General features: G+C 57.3%; 30 protein-coding genes. 21 read left to right on the top strand and 9 right to left on the bottom strand.

The features are described from left to right. Nucleotides 1-13: 13 nt before the first annotated feature. The 8 genes from AC2FJF_RS21170 (at nucleotide 14) to AC2FJF_RS21205 (ending at nucleotide 6840) form a co-directional block, all read left to right on the top strand. Nucleotides 14-2146, top strand: coding sequence for a RelA/SpoT family protein (locus tag AC2FJF_RS21170; RefSeq protein ID WP_170561209.1), 2133 nt, complete (start codon nucleotides 14-16; stop codon nucleotides 2144-2146). A gap of 16 nt (nucleotides 2147-2162) precedes the next feature. Beyond that, entirely contained in the window at nucleotides 2163-2861 is a 699-nt protein-coding gene (locus AC2FJF_RS21175; protein ID WP_058273282.1) for a DUF2062 domain-containing protein, read from the top strand. Further along, nucleotides 2854-3600, top strand: coding sequence for a pyridoxine 5'-phosphate synthase (locus tag AC2FJF_RS21180; RefSeq protein WP_496727060.1), 747 nt, complete (start codon nucleotides 2854-2856; stop codon nucleotides 3598-3600). Before AC2FJF_RS21175 ends, AC2FJF_RS21180 begins: the two co-directional genes overlap by 8 nt. After that, complete coding sequence (locus AC2FJF_RS21185) at nucleotides 3597-4220, top strand: LysE family translocator (protein WP_496727061.1); 624 nt, start codon at nucleotides 3597-3599, stop codon at nucleotides 4218-4220. Before AC2FJF_RS21180 ends, AC2FJF_RS21185 begins: the two co-directional genes overlap by 4 nt. Then, nucleotides 4217-4636 (top strand): holo-ACP synthase, encoded by a 420-nt coding sequence (gene acpS, locus AC2FJF_RS21190; RefSeq protein ID WP_496727062.1) that lies wholly within the window; start codon nucleotides 4217-4219, stop codon nucleotides 4634-4636. The genes AC2FJF_RS21185 and acpS overlap by 4 nt, the downstream gene beginning before the upstream one ends. Before the next feature lie 57 nt (nucleotides 4637-4693). After that, entirely contained in the window at nucleotides 4694-5533 is an 840-nt protein-coding gene (gene lepB, locus AC2FJF_RS21195; protein WP_496727063.1) for a signal peptidase I, read from the top strand. Continuing rightward, on the top strand, nucleotides 5530-6207 hold the full coding sequence (gene rnc, locus AC2FJF_RS21200) for a ribonuclease III (protein WP_496727064.1): 678 nt from the start codon (nucleotides 5530-5532) through the stop codon (nucleotides 6205-6207). Before lepB ends, rnc begins: the two co-directional genes overlap by 4 nt. Nucleotides 6208-6363: 156 nt before the next feature. Continuing rightward, on the top strand, nucleotides 6364-6840 hold the full coding sequence (locus tag AC2FJF_RS21205; protein ID WP_496727065.1) for a hypothetical protein: 477 nt from the start codon (nucleotides 6364-6366) through the stop codon (nucleotides 6838-6840). Nucleotides 6841-6867: 27 nt separating this feature from the next. Here the strand turns inward: AC2FJF_RS21205 and AC2FJF_RS21210 are convergent, their stop codons facing one another. Continuing rightward, entirely contained in the window at nucleotides 6868-8244 is a 1377-nt protein-coding gene (locus AC2FJF_RS21210; protein WP_496727066.1) for a multicopper oxidase family protein, read from the bottom strand. 157 nt (nucleotides 8245-8401) lie between these two features. On the opposite strand from AC2FJF_RS21210, the gene era reads away from it, so the two are divergent. The 3 genes from era (at nucleotide 8402) to AC2FJF_RS21225 (ending at nucleotide 10065) form a co-directional block, all read left to right on the top strand. Next, a complete protein-coding gene (era, locus tag AC2FJF_RS21215; RefSeq protein WP_496727067.1) occupies nucleotides 8402-9310 on the top strand; it encodes a GTPase Era in 909 nt (302 codons plus the stop codon). After that, the gene (locus AC2FJF_RS21220) at nucleotides 9307-9636 is read left to right on the top strand and encodes a DUF1491 family protein (protein WP_496727068.1); all 330 of its coding nucleotides are present in this window, start codon (nucleotides 9307-9309) and stop codon (nucleotides 9634-9636) included. Before era ends, AC2FJF_RS21220 begins: the two co-directional genes overlap by 4 nt. A 105-nt stretch (nucleotides 9637-9741) precedes the next feature. Continuing rightward, nucleotides 9742-10065 carry a SemiSWEET transporter gene (locus tag AC2FJF_RS21225; RefSeq protein ID WP_496727069.1) on the top strand — a complete coding sequence of 108 codons (324 nt, stop codon included), beginning with the start codon at nucleotides 9742-9744 and terminating at the stop codon, nucleotides 10063-10065. Nucleotides 10066-10093: 28 nt separating this feature from the next. On the opposite strand, the gene AC2FJF_RS21230 is transcribed toward AC2FJF_RS21225, so the two are convergent. Then, a complete protein-coding gene (locus tag AC2FJF_RS21230) occupies nucleotides 10094-10399 on the bottom strand; it encodes a hypothetical protein (RefSeq protein WP_496727070.1) in 306 nt (101 codons plus the stop codon). A 125-nt stretch (nucleotides 10400-10524) separates the two neighbouring features. On the opposite strand from AC2FJF_RS21230, the gene recO reads away from it, so the two are divergent. Continuing rightward, nucleotides 10525-11250: a DNA repair protein RecO gene (gene recO / locus AC2FJF_RS21235; protein WP_496727095.1), complete on the top strand. Its 726-nt coding sequence runs from the start codon at nucleotides 10525-10527 to the stop codon at nucleotides 11248-11250. Here recO and AC2FJF_RS21240 read toward each other — a convergent pair. From AC2FJF_RS21240 to AC2FJF_RS21250, 3 genes are all read right to left on the bottom strand, one after another. Next, nucleotides 11234-11626 carry an META domain-containing protein gene (locus AC2FJF_RS21240; protein WP_496727071.1) on the bottom strand — a complete coding sequence of 131 codons (393 nt, stop codon included), beginning with the start codon at nucleotides 11624-11626 and terminating at the stop codon, nucleotides 11234-11236. The two genes, recO and AC2FJF_RS21240, sit on opposite strands and share 17 nt — an antisense overlap. Before the next feature lie 49 nt (nucleotides 11627-11675). Beyond that, a complete protein-coding gene (locus tag AC2FJF_RS21245) occupies nucleotides 11676-12230 on the bottom strand; it encodes a hypothetical protein (protein WP_496727072.1) in 555 nt (184 codons plus the stop codon). A gap of 217 nt (nucleotides 12231-12447) precedes the next feature. After that, nucleotides 12448-14139, bottom strand: a complete 1692-nt coding sequence (locus AC2FJF_RS21250; protein WP_496727073.1) for an acyl-CoA dehydrogenase family protein — start codon at nucleotides 14137-14139, stop codon at nucleotides 12448-12450. A gap of 145 nt (nucleotides 14140-14284) precedes the next feature. Here AC2FJF_RS21250 and AC2FJF_RS21255 point away from each other — a divergent pair, with 145 nt between their 5' ends. Next, nucleotides 14285-15049 carry a sulfite exporter TauE/SafE family protein gene (locus AC2FJF_RS21255; RefSeq protein ID WP_496727074.1) on the top strand — a complete coding sequence of 255 codons (765 nt, stop codon included), beginning with the start codon at nucleotides 14285-14287 and terminating at the stop codon, nucleotides 15047-15049. Here AC2FJF_RS21255 and AC2FJF_RS21260 read toward each other — a convergent pair. The 3 genes from AC2FJF_RS21260 to AC2FJF_RS21270 form a co-directional block, all read right to left on the bottom strand. Further along, nucleotides 15046-15510 (bottom strand): hypothetical protein, encoded by a 465-nt coding sequence (locus tag AC2FJF_RS21260; protein WP_496727075.1) that lies wholly within the window; start codon nucleotides 15508-15510, stop codon nucleotides 15046-15048. The two genes, AC2FJF_RS21255 and AC2FJF_RS21260, sit on opposite strands and share 4 nt — an antisense overlap. Nucleotides 15511-15621: 111 nt before the next feature. Next, on the bottom strand, nucleotides 15622-15912 hold the full coding sequence (locus tag AC2FJF_RS21265) for a hypothetical protein (RefSeq protein ID WP_058273655.1): 291 nt from the start codon (nucleotides 15910-15912) through the stop codon (nucleotides 15622-15624). A gap of 369 nt (nucleotides 15913-16281) precedes the next feature. Next, nucleotides 16282-17880: a phosphoenolpyruvate carboxykinase gene (locus AC2FJF_RS21270; RefSeq protein WP_496727076.1), complete on the bottom strand. Its 1599-nt coding sequence runs from the start codon at nucleotides 17878-17880 to the stop codon at nucleotides 16282-16284. 348 nt (nucleotides 17881-18228) lie between these two features. On the opposite strand from AC2FJF_RS21270, the gene AC2FJF_RS21275 reads away from it, so the two are divergent. The 7 genes from AC2FJF_RS21275 to AC2FJF_RS21305 are packed head-to-tail and all read left to right on the top strand — an operon-like array spanning nucleotide 18229 to nucleotide 23642. Continuing rightward, a complete protein-coding gene (locus AC2FJF_RS21275) occupies nucleotides 18229-18933 on the top strand; it encodes a response regulator transcription factor (protein ID WP_496727077.1) in 705 nt (234 codons plus the stop codon). A gap of 32 nt (nucleotides 18934-18965) precedes the next feature. Beyond that, nucleotides 18966-20675: a sensor histidine kinase gene (locus AC2FJF_RS21280; protein WP_496727078.1), complete on the top strand. Its 1710-nt coding sequence runs from the start codon at nucleotides 18966-18968 to the stop codon at nucleotides 20673-20675. 3 nt (nucleotides 20676-20678) lie between these two features. Next, nucleotides 20679-21149: an HPr kinase/phosphorylase gene (locus tag AC2FJF_RS21285; protein WP_496727079.1), complete on the top strand. Its 471-nt coding sequence runs from the start codon at nucleotides 20679-20681 to the stop codon at nucleotides 21147-21149. Then, nucleotides 21146-22027, top strand: coding sequence for an RNase adapter RapZ (gene rapZ / locus AC2FJF_RS21290; RefSeq protein WP_496727081.1), 882 nt, complete (start codon nucleotides 21146-21148; stop codon nucleotides 22025-22027). The genes AC2FJF_RS21285 and rapZ overlap by 4 nt, the downstream gene beginning before the upstream one ends. After that, on the top strand, nucleotides 22024-22416 hold the full coding sequence (locus AC2FJF_RS21295) for a PTS sugar transporter subunit IIA (RefSeq protein WP_170561187.1): 393 nt from the start codon (nucleotides 22024-22026) through the stop codon (nucleotides 22414-22416). The genes rapZ and AC2FJF_RS21295 overlap by 4 nt, the downstream gene beginning before the upstream one ends. Before the next feature lie 17 nt (nucleotides 22417-22433). After that, complete coding sequence (locus AC2FJF_RS21300) at nucleotides 22434-22703, top strand: HPr family phosphocarrier protein (protein ID WP_058273259.1); 270 nt, start codon at nucleotides 22434-22436, stop codon at nucleotides 22701-22703. Nucleotides 22704-22742: 39 nt separating this feature from the next. Further along, nucleotides 22743-23642 carry a lysophospholipid acyltransferase family protein gene (locus AC2FJF_RS21305; protein ID WP_496727082.1) on the top strand — a complete coding sequence of 300 codons (900 nt, stop codon included), beginning with the start codon at nucleotides 22743-22745 and terminating at the stop codon, nucleotides 23640-23642. 72 nt (nucleotides 23643-23714) lie between these two features. Here the strand turns inward: AC2FJF_RS21305 and AC2FJF_RS21310 are convergent, their stop codons facing one another. Continuing rightward, the gene (locus AC2FJF_RS21310) at nucleotides 23715-24590 is read right to left on the bottom strand and encodes a 3-hydroxybutyryl-CoA dehydrogenase (RefSeq protein ID WP_058273257.1); all 876 of its coding nucleotides are present in this window, start codon (nucleotides 24588-24590) and stop codon (nucleotides 23715-23717) included. Between the two features lie 162 nt (nucleotides 24591-24752). On the opposite strand from AC2FJF_RS21310, the gene AC2FJF_RS21315 reads away from it, so the two are divergent. After that, on the top strand, nucleotides 24753-25574 hold the full coding sequence (locus AC2FJF_RS21315) for a DUF6473 family protein (protein ID WP_496727083.1): 822 nt from the start codon (nucleotides 24753-24755) through the stop codon (nucleotides 25572-25574). Nucleotides 25575-25627 lie beyond the last annotated feature (53 nt).

The raw sequence follows: 25627 nt of genomic DNA on the forward strand, positions 1-25627 counted from the left end.
AGGTGCGGACCGGATGATTTCTGCAGACGACTTGATTGCGCTGGTCCGCAACTACAACCCCAAGACAAATGCTGACCGCATCGCCCGGGCCTATGAGTTCGGAAAGCAGATGCATGACGGTCAGTTCCGCCATTCAGGCGAACCCTATTTCACACATCCCGTTGCCGTGGCCGCCATCCTGACCGAACAGCGCCTGGATGATGCGACGATCATTACAGCGTTGCTGCATGACACGATCGAAGACACCAAAGCCAATTATGGCAAAGTGTCCGAACTGTTCGGGGAAGAGGTTGCCAAGCTGGTCGACGGCGTCACCAAACTGACCAACCTGCAACTGTCCAGCCGCGAAACCAAACAGGCCGAGAACTTTCGTAAGCTGTTCATGGCCATGTCCAAGGATCTGCGGGTTATTCTGGTCAAGCTCGCTGACCGTCTGCACAACATGCGCACGATCAAGGCAATGCGCCCGGAAAAGCAGGTGCAGAAGGCACGCGAGACGATGGATATTTATGCGCCGCTCGCAGGTCGCATGGGTATGCAGTGGATGCGCGAAGAGCTTGAGGATCTTGCTTTCCGCGTTCTGAATTCCGAAGGTCGCCAGTCGATCATTCGCCGCTTTATCACCTTGCAGCGCGAAACCGGCGACGTGATCCACCGGATCACTGGCGACATGCGGCACGAGCTGGAAAAGGCGGGCATCGAGGCCGAAGTGTTTGGGCGTGCCAAAAAGCCTTACTCGATCTGGCGCAAGATGCAGGAAAAGGATCAGGGCTTTTCGCGCCTGTCCGACATATATGGTTTCCGCATCATCACCCGGTCCGAGGAAGATTGTTATCGCACGCTGGGTGCCATTCACCAGCGCTGGCGCGCGGTGCCGGGACGGTTCAAGGATTACATCAGTCAGCCGAAATCAAACGGCTATCGCTCGATCCACACTACAGTTTCGGGGCGCGACGGGAAACGGGTCGAGGTTCAGATCCGCACCCGTCAGATGCATGATGTGGCTGAAACCGGCGTTGCGGCGCATTGGTCGTACCGCGACGGTGTCCGCTCGGAAAACCCTTTTGCCGTTGATCCGGCGAAGTGGATTGCAAACCTGACTGAACAGTTCGACAGCGAGGAGGATCACGAGGATTTCCTCGAAGCGGTCAAACTGGAAATGTACTCGGACCAAGTGTTTTGCTTCACGCCCAAAGGTGACGTGGTCAAGCTACCGCGCGGGGCCACGCCGATTGATTTCGCCTATGCCATCCACACCCGTATTGGCCATGCCTGCGTTGGCGCCAAGGTGGACGGTATCCGCGTGCCATTGTGGACACGGATCAAGAACGGTCAGTCGGTGGATGTGATCACCGCTGACGGTCAGACGCCTCAGGTTACGTGGCTTGAGATTGCAGTGACAGGCAAGGCCCGCACCGCGATCCGGCGGGCGCTGCGTGAGGTCGACCGCGAGCGGTTTATTAAGCTGGGCAAGGAACTTGCGCGTTCTGGGTTTGAACATGTTGGTCGAAAGGCCACAGAGAAGGCCTTGGATACAGCCGCAAAACACCTGCGTCTGAAGGATCGTCACGAATTGTTGGCGCGTCTCGGCAGTGCCGAGCTGACAGCCCATGATGTGGTCAGCGCTGTGTATCCTGAACTGACTCAGGATGAAGGGGATGCCATTTCCCCACGCCGCGCGGTGATCGGCCTTGAGCCGGGACAGAAATTCGACCGCGCCCCCTGTTGCCAGCCTTTGCCGGGTGAACGCATCGTCGGCATCACCTATCGTGGTAAAGGCGTTGTCGTGCATGCCATCGACTGCGACCGCCTGTCCGAGTTCGAAAGTGAGCCCGATCGTTGGGTCGATTTGCACTGGCACTCGGGAACGCACCCGGCTGTCTATGGTGCGACGCTGGATATGACCATTGGCAACGATGCCGGTGTTCTGGGACGCATTTGCACGTTGATCGGCGAGAAAAAGGCCAATATCTCGAACCTCGAATTCGTCGACCGCAAACCGGATTTTTACCGCTTGCTGATCAATGTCGAACTGCGTGACCTGGAGCAGCTGCATTCGCTCATGCTGATGCTCGAGGCCGAAAGCGACGTGGCGGCTGTGGAGCGGTATCGGGACAGGGCAAAAACCGCAGTTGCGGCTGGCTGAGAAGGGGTGATCAGGAGTGGTATTTAAGCGCCGAGACCGACGCTCGCCTGTCCAGATCGCGTCTGAATTCGTCTATCCCCGTGGTGGATGGACGCGGGCCTTTCACTACGTCAAGCATCGTGTTCGTAGGCTGCCGGATTCCCCCGAGCGCATTGCGCGTGGCATCGGGGCAGGCGTCTTTGCCTCATTCACTCCGTTCTACGGATTGCATTTTCTTGTCGCTGCCGTGGTGGCGCGCCTGCTGAACGGCAATATTCTGGCGGCTCTGAGTGGAACATTCTTCGGCAACCCACTCACCTATGTGCCAATCGGCGTGGTTTGCCTGCAGACCGGGCATTTCCTGCTGGGAACCAAATTCCACAAGGGTGATACACATGGGCTGATGGGCAAGTTCACAGATGCAATGGGTGATCTGAAGAACAATTTTATTGCCATGTTCACCGACCGTGTCGCGGACTGGCATGGGCTCAGCATCTTCTATAACGAAGTGTTCTTTCCCTACATGATTGGCGGCGTTCTTCCGGGCATTCTGGCGGGTGTAATCTGCTCCTATCTCAGTTTGCCGCTGATCCGCACCTATCAGCAACGCCGTCGCGACAAGATCAAGGCAAAGTTTGACGAAATCAAACGCTTGGCCGAAACAAAGCCTGCCGTTCCATTGATGAATGCCCTAGGTTCAGATCAAGGCCTTAAGAAGGATTCGAGCGATGTCTGACAACCACCTGCGTCTTGGCGTGAATATCGACCACGTGGCCACGGTTCGCAACGCGCGGGGCGGGGCCTATCCTGATCCGCTGCGTGCCGCCAAGTTGGCAGAAGAGGCTGGGGCTGACGGGATTACCGCGCATCTGCGCGAAGACCGTCGCCATATCTCGGACGCCGATATCGATGGCCTGATGGAGGTCCTGTCGGTGCCGTTGAACTTTGAGATGGCTGCGACGCCTGAGATGCAGAAAATTGCTTTGCGCCATAAGCCGCATGCCGTTTGTATCGTCCCTGAAAAGCGCGAAGAACGCACCACCGAAGGCGGGCTGGAGGTCGCGCGCGAGGAAAACAAGCTGGCTCATTTTATCGCGCCGCTGCGCGATGCCGGGTGTCGTGTGTCGATCTTTATCGCTGCTGATCAGCGCCAGATCGAGGCCGCGCACCGTATCGGCGCCGAAGTGATCGAGCTGCACACCGGTGCATATTGCGATGCCATGGCCGAAGGCCACGCGGACAAGGCCAACAGTGAGTTGGAAGCCCTGCGCGAAATGTCTGCATTTGCCCATTCACTGGGCCTTGAGGTCCACGCGGGCCACGGCCTGACCTATGACACCGTACAACCAATTGCGGCGTTCCCAGAAGTGCGCGAGCTGAATATCGGCCATTTCCTTATTGGCGAGGCCATCTTTCGCGGCCTCACACCTGCCATGGCCGAGATGCGGCGTCTAATGGATGAGGCGCGCGGATGATCACACCCGGATTTGTTGCGATCTGGTTTGCCTGGCTGATGGCCGGTGGCTCTCCGGGGCCTGCAACAATGGGGATTGCCGGAACGGCAATGAACGAAGGTCGCCGCGCTGGTCTGGTGTTTGCTTTGGGCATTTGCGCTGGTTCTGCCGCTTGGGGCATCGCCGCAACGCTGGGCCTATCAGCAATCATGCTGGCCAATGTCTGGGTGTTCGAGGTCATCCGCTATGTTGGTGTGGCCTATCTGGGTTGGTTGGCGTTCAAAGCGCTGCGCCGAGCACTGACGTCTGATGAGGTTGCTATCGGCAACCCGGTGACCGGCTTACTACGCACAATCTTTGCAAAGGGCGCAACTATCCACCTGACCAACCCCAAGGCGATTCTGAGCTGGGGCTCGATCTATGCCATCGTCGCCCCGAATGATGCCAGCCTTTCGATGTTGCTGGGCTGTTTCGCCATGCTTTACGCCGGATCGTTGTTGATCTTCATCGGCTACGCCTTCCTCTTTTCCTCTGAGCGTATGGTGCAGGCCTACCGCCGCGCTCGCCGGTGGTTCGACTTCGCCTTTGCCGGGTTCTTTGGGGTCGCGAGTTACAAGATTTTGACTGTGCGGCTGTCATGATACTCGGCATCGGCACAGATCTTGCAAATATCGACCGCATTCAGGGCACATTGGACCGGTTCGGAGATCGATTCCGCAATCGTGTCTTCACCGAAATCGAACAGAGCAAAGCGGAACGTCGCGCTGATGTTGCGGGAACATACGCCAAACGCTGGGCCGCGAAAGAGGCTTGCTCCAAGGCGCTGGGCACCGGTTTGGCCATGGGCATCGCCTGGAAGGACATGTCGGTGACCAATCTGCGCACGGGTCAGCCTGTGATGCATGTCACGGGGTGGGCGGCAGATCGGCTGAAAGAGATGACGCCCGAAGGGTATGAGGCGATTATCCACGTCACCCTGACCGACGATCACCCTTGGGCACAGGCATTCGTGGTGATCGAGGCGCGTCCGCTTCACGATGCGCCTGCGCAGTCTTGACTTGCCCCCAACCGACCCGCATGTAGCACCCCAACGAATAAACGACCGGAGAGCAGTATGGCCGAGGAAGCCAAAACAGGTAACGCCGTTTGGGAGACGATCAAAACCATCGTCTATGCCCTGCTGATCGCGGGCGTCTTCCGCACGATCCTGTTTCAGCCGTTCTGGATTCCGTCGGGTTCGATGAAGCCCACCTTGTTGATCGGGGATTTCCTGTTCGTCAACAAAATGTCTTACGGTTATTCCTACGCGTCTTGCCCCAGCCTGATCATCCCAAGCGTCGGCCTGAATGTTGACGCCGAAGATCTCTGCGGCTGGATGCAGAGCGATGAAAACACTCGTATCTGGGGCGGCGACCCCGAACGCGGTGACGTCATTGTTTTCCGCCACCCGGTCAGCGGCCGCGATTACATCAAACGTCTGATCGGTCTGCCCGGGGACCGTATTCAAGTGCGGGATGGTCAGATCATTCTGAACGGTACGCCAGTGCAACAAGAACCTGATGGTGTATTCACCGAAGTCGCCGAACCACAAGGCTCGCAAGGTTTGCGCCCACGCTGCGAAAACGGTCCTGTCGGCTTTGGCGGTGTCTGCGAAAAATTGCGTATGATCGAAACACTGCCAAACGGTGTGTCTTACGAAGTGCTGAACATCGGCAACCAGGCGGCTGACAATACCGGCATCTACACGGTTCCCGAAGGCCATTACTTCTTCATGGGGGACAACCGCGACAACTCCAGCGACAGCCGCGTGCCGCAATCCGCAGGCGGCGTTGGCTATGTGCCTTACGAAGACCTGATCGGGCGGGCTGATCGCATCCTTTTCTCATCCGCGGGCCGGTCGATGCTGTTCTTCTGGACATGGCGCGGGGATCGCTTCTTCAAGGCGGTCAATTGAAGCTTTCGACCGAGATAAAGGCGTTCCAGCAGCGTCTGGGGTATGAATTCGCCAACCCTGAACTGCTGGTGCGCGCCCTGACCCATGGATCGGTCTCGTCCTCGACACGACCCGACAATCAGCGGTTGGAGTTTCTGGGCGATCGGGTTTTGGGTCTTGTCATGGCCACCGCGCTGTTAGAGGCCGACAAAAAAGCATCGGAAGGGCAGTTGGCCCCTCGGTTCAACGCGTTGGTCCGCAAAGAGGCCTGCGCCGATGTGGCCCGGCAGATCGATCTTGGCGTGGTGCTGAAACTGGGCCGGTCCGAGATGCTGTCAGGCGGGCGCCGCAAACAGGCCCTGCTGGGTGATGCGATGGAGGCTGTAATCGCCGCAATCTATCGCGATGCTGGGTTTGAGGCAGCCCGCGACGTCATCCTGCGACTGTGGGGAGATCGTGTCCACAACGTTGAAGCGGATGCGCGCGACGCCAAAACCTCGCTTCAGGAATGGGCGCAGGCGCGCGGGCAAAAGCCGCCCGGTTACGTCGAGGTCAAGCGCAGCGGCCCCGATCACGCCCCGGTGTTTACTATTGCGGCTCGGTTGCAGGACGGAACCGAAGCGCAAGCAACGGCAGGGTCGAAACGTCAGGCGGAACAAGCTGCCGCAAAGGCGCTGCTGGATCAGTTGAAATAGCAACCCTCGACAGCCCGAACATGTCACAATTCTCAATCTAACTTGAGGCCTATGGCAGACCTCGGGTCACAGTCGTATCTGAACATCATCCGCTTTGGCGCATGTCTAAGAACAAGTGAGCAAAGCGAAACGGATACAATAAGTTGAGGCATTTCCATGCAAAACGCAAAACTGACCACCGTGAATATCGGCTTTTTGTTCATCGCCGGTTTTATCGCTACGATCGCCTTCGATTTCTGGGGGCAGGTTGTCAGCCCCGGCATCGGCTGGGCCAATCTGTCGCCCGAAGGACTGGCCCAAAGCCTGCTGGCCAGTCTCGGCTTGCCCAGCAATGCCTTCCTTGGTTTCTTCGTGCATTTCTACCTTGTGGGTCTGATTGCCTACCCGATGGGGTGGTTTCTGATCTTCAAGCCGATCTGGGTTAAGGTCCTTGGCCCGGTTCATATGTTCGTCGCCTCGGCCATCTATGGGTTTGGCCTTTGGGTTTTTGCCCTGGGCGGGATCACCACCTTGTCCGGATTGCCGACTTTCCTGAACTTCTCGGCGATCACCTGGGTCGCGTTGATCGGGCATGTTTTTTACGGGATCGTCATGGTTGCCGTTCTGCGCCTGATCGAACGTCAGAACGGATGAGTCAAAAGGGGGCGTCTAGTGCGCCCCTCATACCACTCGGATAAATCCTGTCAGCCCGGTCTTCTGGTGCTCTATGACATGACAGTGAAATGCCCAGTCGCCCGGGTTATCGGCGACCAGAGCGATCTCGGCCACCTCGTCCTTCAGCAGCAGCATCGTGTCGGTCATCAGGGGCGGCAGTTGTCGCAGGTTCGACCGTAGCGGGACAAACGCCAGCCCGTGCAGGTGGATCGGGTGCAGGTTCGGGGATTCATTTCGCAGTCGCAAGACATAGGTTTTGCCCATTTCCAGCGTTGCGAGCGGACCGACAGCCTTTGCCGCGTCACCGGGCCATGGTTTGCGATTGATGGACCAGAAGTTATACCCCAGCGAGCCGCAGAATCCATTGTTGGGCTGACCTCCTTCGGGGGTCCAACCAAAAACAAACTCGTGCAGCTCGGCGTTGGTCAGATCGGGTTTTGCGACCGGGTTGACGGGCAGAGGGCGCAACTCTTGCAGGTCCCGCGATGCCGATGGCCCGATTGCGCGCAGCTGTGCCGTAGGTCTGTGCGGCTGACCGGGCAGTTTTGCCATCAGCGCAACGCTGCGCCCCTCGTCGCCGGGCATTGCTACGGCAAATTCCACACGCTGACCGGGCCCGACAAGAAGTGGCTCATCAGTGTTGGGCATCGGGATGTTAATCTCAAGCGGATGGCCATCCCACGCGATGATCCGCGCATCGCCACCCTCAAGATGTAATTTGTAGATGCGCGTTGTGTCCGTATTCACCACCCGCAGTCGCACCAGACTGCCTGCGGCGTGATCGTAGATAGGCCCTTGCAGCCAATTGGCAGTGTGGACATTGCCAAAGGTCCCGGCCCGTGCGGCGCCGCGCTGGGTATAGGCGGGTAAAAACGCACCATCATCGTCCAGCCGAAAATCGCGCAGGTTGATCACCTGTTCGCTGTCAAAACCGGGGTTTTCGGGTTCGGCAATGACCATGACGCCCGTCAGGCCGTGGGCCATCTGCTCCATCGTCATGCAATGTGGATGATACCAGTAGGTGCCTGCATCCGGCGGAGTGAATTCATAGTTGAAGGCCTCACCTTCACCCAATGGCATTTGGGTCAGGTAAGGCACCCCGTCCATGTTGTTCGCGATCCGCATCCCGTGCCAGTGCATTACCGTGTATTCCGACAGGGTATTGCGCACGGGCAGCCGCATCACTTCCCCTTGCTTGCCGTACAATACCGGCGGCGGTGCGTTAGAGGACAGGCTGACCATTCCGGTCGTCACCGTATCCCGCAGGGCAAAGCTTGCTGGTTGAATGGTCATCTCCGGCGTGCCTTGCGCCAACCCGAAACCGCCCAGACCCAGCGCGCCGGCAGCGGCCCCGCTGCCCAAAAGAAACTCGCGACGTTTCATGTCTTGCCTCATTTTCCGATGGTTGCCTGGCTGGATTTGGCGCGGCTTGGGTTAGGCGTGCCACCGATTTTGCATGGCCGCAATGCGACAAATCCCTCTGGCCCGCGCGGCCTTTCTGCTATAGGGGTGCGCACTTGCAACCAGGAACGCCAGACACATGACCACACGCGCCGGATTTATCGCCCTGATCGGAGAGCCCAACGCAGGCAAATCCACACTGCTGAACCGCATGGTCGGGGCCAAGGTTTCGATCGTGACGCATAAGGTGCAAACCACCCGCGCCCGTATCCGCGGCGTGGCAATGGAAGGCGATGCGCAGCTGGTCTTTGTCGACACACCCGGCCTGTTCAAACCGCGTCGTCGTTTGGATCGCGCCATGGTTGCCGCGGCCTGGGGCGGGGCAGCGGATGCAGATGTCGTCGTGCTGATGATCGAGGCGCATCGCGGCATCACCGAAGGGGTCGAGCGCATCCTGGAGGGCTTGGAGGAGATTGGGCAGGGCCGAAAGATTGCGCTGGCGATCAACAAGATCGATAAGGTCCAATCTGAGGTTCTGCTGGCCCTGACAAGTGACTTGAACGCACGCTACCCGTTTTCCGAAACCTTCATGATTTCCGCTGAAAAGGGCTATGGCGTTGACGACCTGCGCAAATGGCTGGCTGCGGAATTGCCCGAAAGCCCGTGGCTGTATCCTGAAGATCAGATCGCCGATCTGCCCCTGCGCATGATTGCGGCCGAAATGACGCGCGAGAAACTTACCCTGCGCCTGCATCAGGAACTGCCCTATCAGCTGACGGTCGAGACCGAAAACTGGGAAGAGCGAAAAGACGGCTCTGCCAAGATCGACCAGATCATCTATGTCATGCGCGATGGACACAAGGGCATCGTGTTGGGCAAAAAGGGCGAGACGATCAAAGCGGTCAGTCAGGCCGCGCGGGCCGAGCTGGAAGAGTTCCTGGACCGCAAGATACATCTGTTCCTGCAGGTCAAAGTGCGTCCGAACTGGCTCGAGGAATCCGAGCGTTACTCGGAAATGGGTCTGGATTTCAAAGACGGTAATGCATGACTCGCCTGACGGCTGATTTCTGGGTCCACGCCTATCTGGCGCGGCTGCGTTTTCAGGAAATCCCGGCGTTTGTCGTAGCCCATGGCGACGATACGGCGGGTGCAGTGCTTGTCAAATTGAACACTCTGGACGGGCACGCCGTGGCGTTCCAACGCAGCTTTGATCTGATGAGCGGCGAACGTAGATGGGTCGAGCTTTCCTCCGGCGCCGAAGCAGAGGTTGACGACGCCATCACCCGGCAACGCAGTTTTGATCCGGACCTCTGGGTGATTGAAGTCGAAGACCGGCAAGGCCGACATCTGTTGGGTGAAGAGGGGTTGGACTAGCCCGCGGTTCAACGGGTCTTGGTCACTCGGGTCAAAACGTTTATTTTACCCTATACCATGTCGGTGAGGATCGCCGTACCGTTTGAACAAATTATGGGGGTGTGTGTGGCCGAAACACTCGCTGAAAAGCTTGAAAAATCAGAATTTGGGCATTGGATGCAGCGGTTTGAGGGCTTCATGGTCTTCATTGGCGTTGTCGGCCCTTTTGCCACGTTGCCGCAGCTGATCAAGCTGTACTTCACGCATTCGCAACACGCGACCGGCCAGTCTCTGCTGTCTTGGTCGCTCTATGCTGCGCTGTCATTCCTTTGGTTCGCCTACGGGCTGGTGGTCGGCAAGTTGCCCATCTATTTGGGCAACGGTATATCGATGGTGCTGAACCTCCTGATGGTTCTGGGCATCCTGATCCACGCCGGTTTAACGTTTTGACCGGCCGCCACAGTCCGGTGCTAAGACGTCACCAACCGCTGCTTTTAAGCGTGATATCGTGCCCGGTGGTGGTCAATGTCTCACCGGCGAATTGCTTTACTTTGGGTGCGAAGGCCTGAAAATAGGGTTGCGACTGCACGTGGGCCAATGTCTCAGCGCTGTCCCAGCGGCCCCAATGAACCCGGGACTTTCCGTCATCAGCGACCGCAACCTGGTAGGTGAATTTTCCGGCCGCCTCAGGATCGGCGTCGATCGCCTCGATAAAGGTGCGGATAGTGGTCTGCCATTCGGCTTCATCACCGTCATAACGGTATGAGATTGTGATGCCTCGCATGATCTGGCCTCTTGTTTAACAATATTGTTAATTAAGTGTAGGAATGCCCGCGAGTCAAGTATTCGCGGTTGCGGCTTCCCGCAATGCCGGGTCAAGTTGAGCAAGGCAAACAGTGCGAGGCCCAATTGGACTGGCGTGATCACGGCATACTTCTGACCTCTCGCGGCCATGGCGAGACAGCGGCGATAATCGAGGTCTTCACCGAAGGCCACGGTCGTCATGCTGGCGTCGTACGCGGTGGCACCAGCCGCAAGATCGCTCCGATCCTGCAACCCGGCGCGCAACTGGATGTTTTGTGGCGCGCGCGGTTGGAAGAGCATCTTGGCACATTTCAGGTTGAACCTTTGCGTTCACGCGCAGCAGCGGCGTTTTCGGGTCGGATGGCGTTGGCAGGATTGAACGCGTCCGTTGCGCTGTTGTCCTTTTGCCTGCCAGAACGTGAACCGCATCCTGCAATCTACAAACGGACCGAACAGTTGTTGGATCTGCTGGGGCAAGACGAAATCTGGCCGCTGGCTTATCTGCGCTGGGAATTGGCGTTGCTTGACGAACTGGGCTTTGGCCTGGACCTGTCGGCCTGTGCTGTGACCGGGGCGGCTGATGGGTTGGTCTATGTTTCACCCAAGACCGGCCGTGCCGTCAGTGCCAAGGGTGCCGGTGAATGGGCAGATAAGCTGTTGCCCCTGCCACCCTGTCTGCGCGGTGAAGGTCAAGCACCGGACGCTGAGATTGCCGCAGGGTTTAAAACCACCGGTTACTTTCTGGAGCACCATCTAGCCCCGTCCCTGGGGCATAACCCCTTGCCTGATGCGCGGGCAAGATTTGTGGATCAGTTCACTCGGCGGCTTTGAACACCATCTCGTGCCCGTCATCATTGCGCAGTATCAGCAGGTCGCCTGATACTTCGGACTGCGTCATCGCAATCAGCGCAGCGAAATAGAAGCCTTCGGCCTCAAGTCCGGCACAGGCCGCGCGTGTTGCGGTTAGGTCCATAATCTCGAACCAGGGGTAGGGCGCGTTCAGGGTGCCGCTATAGCTGTTGCACGGGGCGTTACCCGTGATCTTGCCCTCTTCGGGGAACTGCAACATGGCACTGGCCTCGAAAGGCTGCCCGTCAATTTCCTGCAGCACCCAAGTCTGGTCTGCAGCGCCATAGGCCGCAACGGATTCGTCCCTGTCGCACTGAAACAGGGCAATCAGGGGCAGTGTCAGGATCAGGCGTATCATACGGGTGTCTTACTTTCTTACTGGTGCCGAGGGAACCGGCGAAGCCAGCTCAGTACGGGATCTCGCCGCTGATAAGTTCTTCGCGAACGTCCAGGCGTGGCCTCCAGTTGTATCTGGTGTCCTCGCTTACCTGATCCCAAAACAACGCACCGCTGTTGCGCCATGGGTCGAGGATGATGCCGTCCTTCATCGTATCGCCCTTGGCGCTTATTGCTGCCGAGTGGTGGATGATCCGGAATGCGGTTGGCGGCGAGGTGGCCCAGTGGATGTCCAAAGTGCGGAAGTTTTCCTTCCGCAGGCGGCGGCTCATCGCCTGCGCCCAGTCGTTGCACAACCCCTTTTCCCGGAACCCGTTGATGACCTTGGCGTTGTGGATAATCGCCGGGTCTGTGACGTTCCAATCCCGCTTCAGTTGCTGCGAATAGGTGTAGGCGATGTTGGCGGCCTTTTGCGCCTCGGCGGGATCGACTTGGGGGCCAAGGTTTTCGATCGCCAGTGCCAGCTCGTCCATCTCGGTGTAGCCCGCCACAGGTTGGGTTGTGGCGCATCCGCCCAGTATCAGGGCTGCAACGGTCGCCCAAAGCGCAAATAATAGTCGGGTCATTCTGTCATCACCATCCTTGGGCCCGGTCTGGGTCGCAGCGTGCCCTAAAGGGGTTTCAACAAAAAGCAAAGGGGGAAGTTTTTTCGGTCAAGGATCAGAAAAGGTCTCTATCTGGTCACAGATCGGATGGCATGAATTTCAAACTGGGGTACGGAATAAAGAAAATGACCCGGCGCAAGGCCGGGTCTAGTTGGGGAAACGGGATGCCTAATTCCGGTTAGCCCAGCAAACGCCGTGCAATAACCTGTGCCTGAATTTCGGCAGCCCCTTCAAAAATATTTAGAATGCGCGCGTCACACAGAACGCGGCTGATTTTGTATTCCAGAGCGAACCCGTTGCCGCCATGGATCTGCAGGCCGTTGTCAGCCGCAGCCCAGGCCACACGAGCGCCAAGCAGCTTGGCCATACCGGCCTCAAGGTCGCAGCGATGACCGTGGTCTTTTTCCCAGGCCGAGAAATATGTCAGCTGACGTGCGATCATGATTTCGACCGCCATCATGGCCAGTTTGCCGGACACGCGGGGGAAGTTGATCAGCGACTTGCCAAATTGCTTACGATCCTGCGCGTATTGCATCGCGATATCCAACGCGCTTTGGGCGACCCCAATGGCGCGGGCAGCGGTTTGAATGCGTGCGCTTTCGAAGGTTTCCATAAGCTGTTTAAAGCCTTTGCCTTCTTCACCGCCCAGCAGGTTTTCACCTTTGACTTTGAAACCGTCAAAGCCCAGCTCGTATTCCTTCATGCCGCGATAGCCCAAAACTTCGATCTCACCGCCGGTCATGCCGGGGGTGGGGAAAGGGTTCTCATCTGTGCCCGGCGTCTTCTCCGCAAGGAACATGGACAGACCGCGGTGATCGGTGGTGTCCGGGTTGGTCCGGGCCAGCAGCGTCATCACATGGGTCCGCGCCGCGTGGGTGATCCAGGTTTTGTTGCCGGTGATTTCATAGTCACCGTCCGCGTTCTTGACCGCACGTGCACGCAGGCTGCCCAGATCCGAGCCGGTGTTTGGTTCGGTGAAAACTGCGGTCGGCAGAATTTCGGCGCTGGCCAGTTTTGGCAGCCAGTTGGCTTTTTGTTCATCGGTGCCGCCCGCGATTATCAGCTCGGCCGCGATTTCGGAGCGCGTACCAAGAGAGCCCACGCCGATATAGCCGCGTGACAGTTCCTCGGACACGACGCACATCGAGGCTTTGGACAGGCCGAACCCGCCGAATTCTTCGGGGATGGTCAGGCCAAAGACACCCATTTCTGCCAGTTCCTCGATGACTTCCATCGGGATCAGTTCATCTTTGAGGTGCCAGTCATGGGCGTAGGGTTCGACCTTTTCGACCGCATAGCGGCGGAACTGGTCACGGATCATCTCAAGCTCTTCGTCCAGACCCGAGGCACCGAACATGGTGGCACCGGCCTGATCTTCCATCAGCTTGACCAGACGGCTGCGGGCGGCCTGAGAATTGGCCTGCGCCATCAGTGTTTGAATTTCGGGGATCTGAAAACCGGAAAGCGCGTCCCAGCCCAGACCCATATCCTGAAGGCGGACAACCTCGCCCTGGTTCATCGGAATGCCGCCTGCAACCTGGTGCAGGTATTCGCCAAAGGCGATTTGGTGCAGCAATTGTTCGATCTCGCCGAACTTGCCATCGGCCTCCAGCGTTTCGGCCCAGCGTTGCATCTGTTTCAGCGACTGAGAATACGTGGCCAGCCATGACAAGCCATGGGCGGCGGTTTGATTGGCTTCGATCAAGGCACCGGAAACACGGCCATCGGCGGAAACCATACCGCGCACCGACTCGCGCGCACGCTCGAACACTGTTTCAACGGCGGGTGCGGCCGCACGGGTCAGCGTCAGAAGATCGGGCAAAATCGCAGGTGTTGTCATCTGGGTCATATCCTGTCCGTCATGGGCCATGAATCGTGTCCTTTTCTCGTGTCGTCTGGTCATATCATGCTGCACGTGCAGCGCAACAAAAATACGTATTACGTTGCGAAAAAGTTCTAATATTTCTCGAACGTTTTTGCAGTGCAGCGCCCGTCAGGAATGATATCAGGGGGCCATGACATTGTTTTCTTTATTACCTCCACAGGATCTTCTGCTGGCTCTGAGCGTTGCGTTTCTGGCAGGGTGGGTCAAAGGTATCGTCGGTTTTGCCATGCCGATGGTTATGGTTTCAGGGTTGAGTGTCTTTCTGCCGCCCGAGTTGGCCATCGCGGGTCTGATCCTTCCGACACTGGTAACTAATGTCTTTCAGGCTTTGGGACAGGGTGTTTCCGCGGCCGTGTCGTCGGTCAGGGAGTTTCGTATATTTCTGATTGTGGGCTTGGTGTTCCTTCTGGCCGGAGCCAAGCTGGTCACTTTGGTGCCGACATCGACCTTCCTGTTGATGATCGGCGTTCCAATCACCTTCTTTGCCTTGATCCAGGTCCTGGGTGTAAAGCTGGTGCTGAAAGAACCATCGGCCCGTGTTGAGGTTCTCATTGGGGCCGTCGCAGGATTTGTGGGCGGTATGTCTGGTATTTGGGGGCCGCCAACGGTGGCGTACCTGACGGCCCTGAACACACCGAAAGCCGTGCAAATGCGGGTACAGGGGGTTATCTATGGGCTGGGCGCAATTGCCTTGATGGTCGCCCATATGGGATCAGGTATCCTGCGGGCCGACACGGCGCCGTTCTCGGCTGCTCTGATCGCTCCAGCAGTGATCGGGATGTGGGTGGGTATGCAGTTGCAATCGAGAATCGATCAGGCGTTGTTTCGCAAAGTAACTTTGGTTGTGCTGTTGGCCGCTGGATTGAACCTGCTGCGCCGCGGTCTGATGGGTTAAGTTCTGCGGTCCATATACCGAAACGCGAAGTAAAGCCCCAGCATCAGGAAAAACAGCCCTGAGATATCGCCGATCAGAAAGGCGATGTACTCTACCCCTGCGCTGCCAAAACTCATGTTTGTCATAGCGGATGCCAAGAACGACGTGATCACGCCGACACCCATGACGCACAACCAGCAGGGTTTGCGATCGGGTCTGGGGAACAAGTCCCAACCTGCCCACTTGAGCAAGTAGAACACGGTGGGAACCGTTGTGACCGCGATGACAATTGCCAACAAGCGGCTGGGCAAAAAGACATCCGCACCCCCCAGAAATGCGAAAACTGCAAAGACACCCGGCAACAATGCGAAAATCGCGCGCCACCCCAGTAACCACGCTGCCAGGACCCTTACCCCGTGAGGCAGGAACAGCAGGCTGGCCCGGCTTGGGTATTCCGGAAAGAACACGTTTTGCAGCGGCATCAAGACCTCAAAGGTGAGGAATGATGCAACTATGTAAGCCAGTGAGGCGAAGAAAGTGTCAGAGGCCCATCTGCGCACGATTATTAGCCATCAACACGCAGGTTGGCGGTGTCACCTGGGCGCATGTACGATATACCGCCCCCGGTTGGCATTGCCGCTTTGGGACAGATAGCCTTTTTGGACCAGAGATTTCAGCGCGCGGAAGAATGTCGGACGCGAGACGCTCTGAACAAGGGTGTGCTCGATCAAACCGAATGTGCGGACTTCCTGATCGGCTTTCGACAGTTCCTCGGCCGCGTAGTAAATGTCACGCTCAACCGGAGAGAGTTGTTCCAGTCCAAGGGTCCGTTCCATACTCTGCATCAATTTGCGAAGTTCGGTCAGTTTCGAGATTTCCGTCATTTGTTTACCTGTCGTTTTCCCTGTCGCCTTTCGCGCTAAAGCGAAAGTTAGAAACTCGCCGAAACTGAATTTTTTCAGCACGTCTCATGTTGACACCCATCCCCGATGGATTACACTAGATATCTGATTAGGTTGCTCAAATCGCGAATGTGAGTGCGCGCTCATTGAGTGTCCCCAAGGTCTTTTTACTTCCTGCCCGGTGCGAAAGCGCCGGGCTTTTACGTCATAATGACACAGTGGAGTACTGCAATCTGCTGCAGCGGGCAATGAATTTGTATATGCAAGGTGCATTATACAACCACAAGAAGATTACCGCGAAGTTACTCGCCTGTGGGAAGAGGAAGGGGGCGAAAACCGCCCCCTTTGATATCAACCGATTGCGACGGCTTTGATGTCATCGTCAATAAAGGGCAGATACTGCTCGAAGTTCTCGGCAAACATCTGCACCAGTTTTTCAGCCTGCTTGTCAAATGCTGCCTGATCATCCCAAGTGCGGCGCGGATCCAGCAGAACTTCGGCAACGCCGGGAACCGAGACCGGGACGTCAAAGCCGAAATTAGCATCCTTACGGAACTCGGCGTCGCGCAACGAACCTTCCAGCGCCGCGGTCAGCAGTGCGCGGGTTGCGCGGATCGGCATCCGGCTGCCAACGCCATAGGCGCCGCCGGTCCAGCCGGTGTTCACCAGCCAGCAAGTTGCACCGTGTTGAGCGATCTTGTCGCGCAGCAGGTTGCCGTACTCTTCCGGGCGACGCGGCATGAAGGGCGCGCCAAAGCAGGTTGAGAACGTGGGCTGAGGCTCGGTGACGCCACGCTCGGTTCCTGCAACTTTCGACGTGAAGCCAGACAGGAAGTGATACATCGCTTGTGCCGGTGTCAATCGCGCGATCGGAGGCAGAACACCAAATGCATCACAGGTCAGCATGATGATGTTCTTGGGGTGCCCACCCAGCGCGCTGCTCGAGGCGTTCGAGATATACTCCAGCGGATAGGCGCAGCGCATGTTCGCGGTCAGTGAGTCATCCTCGAAATCCAGCTCCTTGGTTTCGGGGTCAAAGACCATGTTCTCTATCACAGTGCCGAATTTGCTGGTTGTCGCATAGATTTCCGGCTCGGCTTCAGCATTCAGATTGATGGTCTTGGCATAGCAACCGCCTTCGAAGTTGAAGGTGCCGCGATCCGACCAGCCATGCTCGTCATCGCCGATCAACGTGCGGGCAGGGTCTGCCGACAGGGTGGTCTTGCCAGTGCCGGACAGGCCAAAGAACACCGCGGTGTCGACAGGGTTGCCAACGGCGTGGTTGGCCGAGCAATGCATCGGCATAACGCCTTTTTCGGGCAGCATGTAGTTCAGCAGGGTGAAGACAGACTTTTTGTTCTCCCCCGCGTACTCGGTGCCGCCAATCAAGATCAGCTTGCGGTCGAAGTTCAGCGCAATCACGGTCTCACTGTGGCAGCCATGGTTGGCCGGGTCGGCCTGGAAGCTGGGGCAGTTGATGACGGTGAAATCTGCAATGAACTCTTCCAGATCTTCGCGATCCGGACGGCGCAGCAAGTGGCGGATGAACAGGTTGTGCCATGCCAGTTCGGTGACCATGCGCACATTGATCGAATAGGCGGGATCGGCGCCGCCGACAAGATCCTGCACAAAGTAGTCACGGCCCTTCATATGCTCGATCATATCGGCATACAGCGCGTCAAACCCTTCGGGGGTCATCGCGGCGTTGTTTTCCCACCAGATTGTGTCGGCAACACTGTCGGTTTTGACGACGTGTTTGTCCTTGGGCGAACGGCCGGTGAATTTGCCGGTGGTGACCAGGAATGCGCCGCCATTGCCAAGAGTGCCTTCGCCGCGCTTCAGCGCTTCTTCGATCAGCGCCGGTTCCATGAAGTTGTAATAGACATTGCCCAGACCCTCGATGCCCTGATCTTCGAGGCGGAATTGCGGGTTAACCCGTCCAGATGTCATGCGTTTCTTCTCCTGTGGCGGCGCGTCGGCGGTTGGGCCGGGGGGCGCACTTGGGGCAGTATACCGGGAAAAACCGGCGGATAAGCGGGTCTTAACATGGTCGTTTGGGGCATGAACAGGACGGTTTGGCGCAGTTAGCGCAACCAAGTTAAAGTTTAGCGCCACCACTAATTTCCTGTCGGAAAACAAGGCGCTTTTCCGCGCGCATTAACGGCTTTTTTGCCGCATCTGTGTGACAACAATCTCACGATTCGCAGATACGGATTGATTCGCGGCCATAAAAACGACAAAGATGCCCTACTAATAAGCGAATTATTGCGTGAGTGAGCAGGAATAGGGGTTAACCCGATGTCGAAGATTGCATTGGTGGACGACGACAGAAATATTCTGACGTCCGTATCCATGACACTCGAAGCCGAAGGGTTCGAGGTTGAAACTTATAATGATGGGCAGGCGGCGCTGGACGCTTTCAACAAGAAACTGCCTGATATGGCTGTTCTGGATATTAAGATGCCGCGGATGGATGGGATGGATCTGTTGCAGCGGCTGCGGCAGAAAACTCAGATGCCGGTGATATTCCTTACCTCCAAAGATGACGAAATAGATGAGGTTCTTGGCCTGCGCATGGGCGCGGACGACTACGTCAAGAAACCCTTTTCCCAGCGTCTTCTGGTTGAACGCATCCGCGCGCTGCTGCGCCGGCAAGAGGCGACAACTGGCGATGTGGCAACCGCCAACACAGGTGACGCCAAGGTTATGGAACGCGGCGATCTGCGGATGGATCCTCTGCGCCATGCGGTCAGCTGGAAGGGCTCGGACGTATCTTTGACCGTCACCGAGTTTCTGTTGTTGCAAGCGTTGGCTCAGCGACCGGGCTTTGTCAAAAGCCGCGATCAGCTGATGGATGTGGCCTATGATGATCAGGTCTATGTAGACGACCGTACGATCGACAGCCACATCAAGCGGCTGCGCAAGAAAATGCGCGCCGCAGATCCCGAGTTTTCGGCGATCGAAACACTGTACGGAATTGGGTACAGGTACAACGAAGAATAGGCGTGGCCAAATACTAGGGGTAACCAAGTCTCGTGCGCGATACGGAACAAGCCAGCGAATTGCGGGACGGTGATGTCGTTCTGGGGGATGATTGGGTCATCCCGCAGGATCCCGAGTCAGCCGAACTTCGGCACGCGCGCCGCCGCCGCGGCTTCTTTGCAATGCGCGGCTCGCCGCTTGCGCGCAAGATCATCACGCTCAACCTGATCGCCTTGGTGATCCTTGTCACAGGGTTGCTGTATCTGGACGATTCCCGTGATGAGCAGGTTCAGCAGACCGCGCGCAATCTGATCGGGGATGCGCAGTTGGTCAGCAACGTGTTCGAAGCACAGTTGCGCCAGACAGCATCCGGCCTGTCACAGGATGCCGGCACACTGGACGTAAAGGACACGCTGGAGGGCCTCACATTGCCCCAAGGGGGCGAGGTCTTTGTCTATGACGAACGGGGAACTCTGATTGGATGGGCGCGTGGCGCAGCATCCGAGCAGGCGCTGCTAGCGTCCGAGTCCGAGGTTCAGACCGGCAGTACCTTGATCAGCGACGCCTTGAACGCCGTGTGGACGGGTTTGTCGCGCGTGTTCACCTCCACAGAACCCAGCGAAGCGCCTACTCTGGCGCAACGGGTTCAGACCATAGTTCCCGGCGCGCTGCAGGGGCAGATGCAGGTGCAGGCCGTCAAGGATGACTTTGGCGAAACGGTCATTGTTGCAGCCGCCCCGATCCTGCAAGATGGCGTCGCGGTAGGGGCCGTTGCCATGGCCGGGCCATCCGGAGAGATTGACGCCCTCGCCCGTCGCGAGCAGGAGCGCATCCTTCAGATGTTTGTTGTCGCGCTTCTTGTGTCGATCGGACTTAGCCTTGTTCTCGCCTCTACCATCGCAAACCCGTTGGCGGATCTTGCGGCGGCCGCCGAACTGGGTAAGGACCGGGGCGCCGGAGTGAACCCCGGCCGTATCCGCATCCCAGACCTGACCGCGCGTCCGGATGAAATCGGTCTGCTCAGCCGCGCGCTGCGGGGTATGGTCACCGCGCTTTATAACCGAATTGACGCGAACGAACAGTTCGCCGCTGATGTCGCGCATGAGATCAAGAACCCTCTGGCCAGCCTTCAGTCTGCCGTGGGCACGTTACGAATGGTCAAACGCGATGACCAACGTGAAAAGCTGATGGGTGTGATCGAACATGATGTTCGCCGTCTGGACCGTTTGGTCAGCGATATCTCGAACGCGTCCCGTCTGGATGCCGAACTGGTCAAGGAAGAAGAACAGCCGTTTGATCTGGTGAAGCTGGTTGGCAATATCAGCCAGTATCTGGGTGAAGATGCGCGGGCAAAGGGCATCGACTATATAACGGATCTGCCGCCCAATCCGATCGTAATCAACGGGCTGGAGGCGCGGCTGGCGCAGGTTTTTGTCAACCTGATTACCAATGCCACCTCGTTCTGCGAGGAAAGCGATGCGATCCGTGTCTGGGTCCGACGGCGCGAAAACAGGGTGCTGGTCGTGGTCGAAGACACCGGCCCCGGTATTCCTGAACAAGCCCTGACCAAGGTCTTCAAAAGGTTCTATTCCGAGCGTCCCGCCGAACACTTCGGAAACAACTCGGGCCTGGGGCTGGCAATCTCAAAGCAGATTGTCGAAGCACATGGTGGTGTGATCTGGGCTGAGAACATCCGACCAACCGACGCCGATATCACCTCGGACCCGCTGGGTGCGCGATTTGTTGTCGGGTTGCCTGTGTAAATTATGAACGCCCCGTCAATTTATGATTTGGAAGAACAGGACAGTGCCATACTCCACGCCAGTTGTGTGGCTGTCGGCGGGCGCGGTCTGCTGATTGTTGGCGCGGCAGGGGCGGGAAAATCCGCGCTGGTCTTGCAGATGATGGCGCTGGGTGCCGAACTTGTCGGTGATGACCGCGTGGCTTTACACAATAGCGGCGGTGAAGTGACCGCTGATGCGGCCCCGAATATCCGCGGCGTTGTTGAGGCCCGCGGTATCGGATTGTTGCGCGCGCCACCCGTAGGACCCGTGGATTTGCGATATGTGGTGGATCTGGACCAAAGGGAAGAAGCACGTTTGCCAGATCCGATCTCGATCCGAGCCCTGAGGCAAACAATCCCCTTGCTTCGCGGTAGCGGCGTTCCCAATTTGGCTTCAGCATTGATGCAACTGATGAAAATGGGGCGCGTAAACCCGGAATGGCCCAGCAAATGAAACAACAGCGGCGGATCGTTTTGATCACCGGTCCTTCGGGCGCTGGGCGGACGACGGCGATCCGTGTGCTTGAAGATTTGGGGTTCGAGGCCATCGACAATTTGCCGATGGGCCTTTTGATGCGCTTGTTGGACGGTCCGGAAAACGATCGGCCCATGGCATTGGGCATCGATGCCCGAAATCGCGATTTCTCGACCATTGGGTTCATTGATCTTGTTATGCGGCTGCGGCGGACCGAGCAGGTCGAGCTTACGGTTCTCTATCTTGATTGCCGAAACGAAGTGCTGCTGCAGCGGTTCTCGGAAACCCGAAGACGCCATCCCGTTGCGGCCAACGCAGGTCCTGAAGCCGGTGTGCTGCAGGAAAAAGAGCTGTTGGCCCCGATCCGTGAAATTGCCGACATTCTGATCGACACCAGCCAGATCAACGTTCACCAGTTGCGCAAGGAGGTCGAGCATTGGTTCGCTCCAGAAGGCGGCCGACATCTGGCGGTATCCATCGAGTCCTTTTCGTACAAACGCGGCTTGCCGCATGGGTTGGACATGGTTTTTGACTGCAGGTTTCTGGCCAACCCCTATTGGCGTCCGGAATTGCGCGCGGAAGACGGTCGAAACCCGGATGTCGCGCGCTATGTTCAGTCAGACGAAAACTATGCACCGTTCTTCGACCGCGTTGTCGATCTGTTGCAAACACTGCTACCGGCATATCGCGCCGAAGGTAAAGCGCACCTATCCGTGGCCTTCGGGTGTACCGGAGGGCAACACAGATCGGTCGCAACCGCAGAAGCGGTCGCAAAGGCCCTTGCACAGGAGGGGCAGCAAGTGGCAATTAGGCACCGCGAAATGGAACGTCGATCGTTGAATGAGAGGCCGGATTGATCGGGATCGTACTCGTAGCACATGGCGGGCTGGCTCAGGAATATCTGGCCGCAATGCAGCATGTTGTCGGAAAGCAACCGGGCCTGGCCGCAATCTCGATCGAGGCTGACCACGACCGGGAAGCCAAGCAGTCGGAAATCTGCACCGCCGCTGACGGTGTGGATGTCGGCGACGGCGTGGTTGTTGTCACGGATCTGTTTGGCGGCAGCCCGTCGAATCTGAGTCTGAAGGCCTGCACCCCGCAGGACCGCCGTATCCTCTACGGTGCAAATCTGCCTATGCTGATAAAATTGGCCAAAAGTCGCCACCTGCCGATCGGGGATGCGGTTCGGCGGGCTATGGAGGCTGGACGCAAGTATATCAATGCCCAAAACGTGACGTTGGATTAAGACCGGATTGATTAAGAATGACCAACCGAAGCTTGAAAATAATCAATGAAAAAGGCCTGCACGCCCGCGCCTCGGCTAAGCTGGTCGAAGTGGTCGAGGGGTTTGACGCCCAGGCAGAGGTGTCCAAAGACGGGCTTTCTGCATCAGGGGACAGCATCATGGGTCTTTTGATGTTGGCAGCGTCTCGCGGAACGACTATTGACGTCGAGACGTCCGGACCGGATGCTGAGGCGTTGGCGGATGCATTAGAAACCCTTGTGAACGGAAAGTTCGGGGAAGGGTTCTGATCCTGCCAGTCGCGATACGAAGAACGGGAAAACCAGGAATTGGCGCAAACGACGCACGAGACCAAGACAGGCCCGGTGGTGGACGGGGCAGAAGATCAGGGCGAAATCTATGATCGCAGAACCCTGACCTACGCGAACTCCTTCGACGATGTCTGGACGTCTACAGCCATCCGCGCCATTGAATGGTGTACGGGTAAGCTGACTATCCTGCGGATGGTCAACAAGTTCGAGAAGAAGAACGAATACTATCGCGGCCAGCGGTTCTGGGGCGGCGCGCTTGAGGTTATGGGCATCAACCTCACTACTCCGAAGGAACAGTTTGCAAATATCCCGAAAACCGGACCCGTAGTTGTCGTGGCCAACCACCCGCATGGCATGGTCGACGGTATGATTCTGGCGGAACTGATCGGACAGGTTCGCAATGACTATCGTATCCTGACCCGTTCTGTCCTGACCGGGTTGGACGAGGCGGCGACCTCGTTCATGATCCCGGTTCCCTTTCCACACGACCCCGAAGCGCAAACCAAAATGCTTGAGATGCGCGGCAAGGCGATGGAACACCTGAAGGAAGGTGGCGTTGTTGCTCTGTTCCCGTCAGGTGTGGTGATGTCCTCGGACGACTGGTTCGGTCCTGCGCAAGAGCAGGAATGGAATGTGTTTACCGCCAAGATGATCCGCCGATCTGGCGCGCAGGTGGTTCCGATTTTCTTCCCCGGCAGCAATTCGCGCGCCTATCAGATTGCCAACAAGCTGTCGCCGATCTTACGGCAGGGGCTGCTGTTGCATGAGATCGTCCGCTCTTGCAACAAACCGCAATCTCCGGTGATTGGCGAACCGATTTCGGACGAGGAAATGAAGCTGTTGGAAAGTGATCCGCGCGGTTTCATGGCGTGGCTAAGAAAGCGCACAATGGCGCTTGGTAAATCACGCAATCCCTGATCCGCTCTTCATCTGGCTGAAAAAATCCCGGGGGTGAACCCGGATGAAAGCCGGTCGAGGGGGCTGGCCCCTCTAGCGCGTTGGGACCGGAGTTTCACCTCTGTAGTCATAAAACCCGCGTTCGGTCTTGCGGCCCAACCAGCCGGCTTCGACGTATTTCGTCAACAGTGGACAAGGCCGGTACTTGGTGTCTGCCAATCCGTCATGCAACACGTTCATGATCGCCAGGCAAGTGTCCAGCCCGATGAAATCAGCCAGTTCCAGTGGCCCCATCGGGTGGTTTGCACCCAGCCGCATCGATTGGTCAATCGACTGCACGCTGCCGACCCCTTCGTAGAGGGTGTAGACAGCCTCATTGATCATCGGCATCAGAATGCGGTTCACGATGAAGGCTGGGAAGTCTTCCGCGCTTGCTGCGGTTTTGCCAAGCCGGTCCACAACCGCCTTACACGATTTGAACGTCTCTTCATCCGTGGCAATCCCCCGGATCAGCTCGACCAGCTGCATCACGGGCACCGGGTTCATGAAATGGAACCCCATAAAGCGTTCCGGCCGATCCGTTCGGCTGGCCAGGCGGGTAATCGAGATTGAGGACGTATTGGATGTCAGAATCGTATGGGGCAGAAGATGCGGCTGCAGGTCTTCGAAAATCGCCTGTTTGATTGCTTCCCGCTCGGTTGCGGCTTCGATCACCAGATCGGTCTGACCCAACTGGGGCAGCTCCAACGTCGTGTTGATCCGGCTCAGCGTGGCTTGCATCATTTCGTCCGAGATTTTGCCTTTTGATGCCTGTCGGGCCAGATTGCCTTCAATCGTCGCCACGGCGCTGTCCAGCGCGTCCTGCGAGACATCGTTCAGCAGAACGTCATACTCTGCCAGCGCCAGAACATGAGCAATGCCATTGCCCATCTGACCTGCGCCAATCACTCCGACCGATTTTACATCCATGTTCAGGTGCCTTTGTGTCTCGGGATATGGCGACAGTATCGGCAGATCGGGGCGGGCGGCAAGGGGATCAGACCGATCGATTTTGCTTCAAATGCGCACATTAGGATTTTCTCAAGACTTGCGGCTGCAAGATGGCAACCGTGTGAAAAATGGGTGAGTGATATGAGCTATTATCAAACAGGCTCGGGGGGACCTGGGCATGAGGTATGCCAATATGACGGATCGCGGCTGTGGTTTCGTGGCGCTCGGCGTGTTCTGGATCAACCTTACGCGGCCTGCGTCGGCGGGGATGAGACATTTGGGCGATTCGTCGACCGACCATTCTCAGCTATTCTCGAAGACGGGCTTGAAAGACGCGTTCTGAACTTTGGATGCCTGTTCAGCGGCGTCGATGCGCTGTGCGATGACAGGGGGTTATGCGATTTGCTAAGAGGCGCAGATCTGTGCGTCATGCAGGCGCCAGGGCTTCTTGGACAGTCCAACCATTTCTATCGCGTTCATTCCAGGCGCAATGACCGATTTCTGGCGCCAACGAAGGATTTGATCAGCCTGTTTCCCGAAATCGACTTCACCGAGGTTCATTTCGTGCGCCACCTGATGAGCTGCCTGCAAAAGGTTCGCGACCCACGAATCGAAGTTGTACTGGACGAATTGCGCCGAAACTGGGTTCGGAAGATCGGTAAATTTCTTCAAGACCTGGAAATTCCGGTGATCCTCTTGCGCCTACACGTCCTTCGAGGAGAACTGGGCGCGCATCATATGGACAGCGCTAATGTCGGCGTAACGGATCAAATGATCAAAACCGTTGGCAAACCCTGCGCGCATATTGTCGACGTCAAAACCCATGTGTGCGGCCAGTCTGACGAGATTGAGGACATGTTGTTCGGCACACTGCAACAACCAATGGCAGAGCACATGATTGGCCCAGCTGCCCATCAGGCGATTGCGGCAGCTTTGATGGGGCCATTACGCAATCTGCATTAATAAAAAAAGGCCCGCCAATTAGCGGGCCTTTCAAAATTTCGCGATGAAAAAGC

Source organism: Ruegeria sp. CDSB013 (assembly GCF_059611165.1).